Origin of the sequence: Nocardia amamiensis NBRC 102102 (assembly GCF_001612745.1) — a bacterium.
In the GTDB taxonomy this organism is placed as follows: domain Bacteria; phylum Actinomycetota; class Actinomycetes; order Mycobacteriales; family Mycobacteriaceae; genus Nocardia; species Nocardia amamiensis.
Genome location: NZ_BDBA01000389.1, coordinates 1 through 2315, shown reverse-complemented (window position 1 = coordinate 2315; position 2315 = coordinate 1). Strand labels below are relative to the sequence as shown.

The window sequence follows — 2315 nt, the reverse complement described above, 5'->3', positions numbered from 1 at the left end:
AAACCACCCCGCGGCAACACAGCCGGAATGTCCTCAGCCGTGCAGCGGGCGATCCAGATCGCCGCCGGTGAGCTCGGCGTTCGCGAGTACGCCCAGAACCGCGTGAATCGGCCGTACAACATCAACGACGCGTGGTGCGCCTCCTTCGCCACCTGGGCCTGGCGCCAAGCCGGCATCAACGTGCCCTGGACCAACAAGAACGCCGTGCTGAGCGTCTGGTCCGATGCGCAGCGTATGGGTCTTGCCGACAACTCAGCGGGCGCCCGACCCGGCGACCTCGTCATCCTCAACAGCGGCGGTCACATCGGTATGGTGGTGGCGCGCAACGGCAACACCATCACCACCATCGAGGGCAATTCCAGCGATGCGGTGCAGCAGAGAACCTACAACCTCGGCGCCAGCGGCATGGTCGGCGTCGTCCACCCACCAGGCTGACCACCGCGCGGCTTCAGTCGAACAGCGGATCGTCGAGGGTCATTCCGCGCCGATCAGATACCTCGCGCACGATGATCTTCATACACGGCAAACTCTTCCAGTAACTGTTCGTCCGGAGTCAGATCCGAGTACCGGCCGGGCCCCAGCTGATGTTTGACAGCGAACGCCAACGCCTGGGCGACCGAACTGAGTGCGGTCATGCACCGTCTCCGCCGCCTGCCTCCTCCGGTATACGGTGCGTTGCCTGCGAAAACAATTGCGGGCGAGCGAGTTCGACGCTGGCACAACGAAATTGAACAAAGGATCGATGGCCGCGCCGATCCGATCACTCGCGGATCGACTGCTCGAGTGCGATCCGCAGCCAACTCAATACCCCACGTATGATCCGCCGCCGCGCATCTGCACGATCCCGGGTACGTTGCTCACCGACCCGTACCGGTCGATCGCGTACCGCACCCCAGCGACGATGTTGTCCACTGGGTTCCAGATATCACGGTGTCCCGGAAGGGAATACGCGTTGAACGTCGGATCGATGGTTTGCATCAGCCCTTTGGACGGGATGCCCGCCGCGGCGTTGCTGTCCCACAGATTGATCGCGTTCGGGTTGCCGCCGGACTCGTGCTGAATGATCGCCGCAATGTCCGACGGATCGATCTGCCGCGTGTCATAGCCGTTCTGACGCAACACGTGCAGCGCCTCGTTGATCCATTGCCCCTGTTGCCCCGAAGGCCGCGTGCGCGGCGGGCCGCCACTGGGACCGCGCATGCCCGGATGCGTGGCGCGACGCGGCCTCCGCGGACGGGCGGGACGTGATTCCCGCAGATAGCGATCGGCCAGAGCCGCCACCCGCTCGGCCGTGAGCACCGTCGAGGCCTGCCCCTGTCCCAGGACGGTACCGGCGCGCTGCAATGCGTTGTCCAAAGTGGAGATCACGAGCTGCCTGCTGGCGTTGGCATCGTTGATGGTGCCCAGCGCGGTGAGGGCGGTGTTCACCTCGGCGATGATCGCCCCAATGGCGGCTCGCCCCTGGGTGGTGCTGTCGACCGCGCCACTGAGGATGCGTTCGAGTTCGCTGTTCATCGATTCGGTGGAGTCCCCGTGGCGGGCCCGATTCTGGCCGCTCGCCGCATAGTGCGAGCCCAGCTCGCCGTCCCACGCAATGGGTCCAGTCGGCCGCGACGCCACCCCGATATCGGGCGGCCGGTACGGCTGTCCCGTCCCGGCCGTCGGTGTTCCGTCGCCGTACTGGGCAGCGATGGCGGCCAGGGCACCCATCGCCGCAGCAGCCATGGGCATGGCGGAACCCGCCGCCATCCCCATCGCGTCCGAGCGCGGAAGTGCTGCCGGTCCCGAAGCGGCGGAGGGCGTTTCGACCACCGCAGGCGCCGCCTGATTACGTGCCTGCGCCGCGCCGGCGGCCGGCGCCGACGACGCGGGCGCACCGGCCTGCATAGGTGGTGCCGGGGTCGAACCACCACGCGTCGCGGACTTGGCAGGACGGCGCGCAGTGGACGTCGTCGTGCTCGCGCGGACATCACGAACGCCGCCGGTGTCATCGGGGTCCAGCTCGGACGGAGTCCGGTTCGTCGGCGCCATCAGTGCCCCACGTCGGCTCGGACGCTGTGCACCGCCGAGCTGCAGAGATTGCCGGCATGCCGGAAGCCCGCGGGAACGGTGGCGGGGAAGGTGTTCTCGGACTCCGACATCGGTATGAATACCTCCGTCAGGTCGCTGGCCTCATGTCCCCTGCCCCGCTGTGCGGCACTCCGCAGGAGACCCCTCGTGTCGAGTCTCGCCCGGCAGCGTAGTCGCAGCCTAATCGAGGCTTCGTCGACTTGCCTCCGGCCATATCCCCATGGCCGGGAACGCACCGCGCTAAG

The 2315-nt window shown here is 67.1% G+C and carries 3 protein-coding genes; 1 reads left to right on the top strand and 2 read right to left on the bottom strand.

What is annotated here, in order from left to right; all coding sequences use genetic code 11:
* On the top strand, window positions 1-435 hold a 435-nt coding region (locus tag NA4_RS37940; RefSeq protein ID WP_218022529.1), incomplete at its 5' end, for a CHAP domain-containing protein.
* A gap of 53 nt (window positions 436-488) precedes the next feature.
* Here the strand turns inward: NA4_RS37940 and NA4_RS41150 are convergent.
* Window positions 489-635: a hypothetical protein gene (locus tag NA4_RS41150; protein WP_157129576.1), complete on the bottom strand. Its 147-nt coding sequence runs from the start codon at window positions 633-635 to the stop codon at window positions 489-491.
* 166 nt (window positions 636-801) lie between these two features.
* Window positions 802-2031 (bottom strand): transglycosylase SLT domain-containing protein, encoded by a 1230-nt coding sequence (locus tag NA4_RS37935; protein WP_245671797.1) that lies wholly within the window; start codon window positions 2029-2031, stop codon window positions 802-804.
* Window positions 2032-2315: the final 284 nt, after the last annotated feature.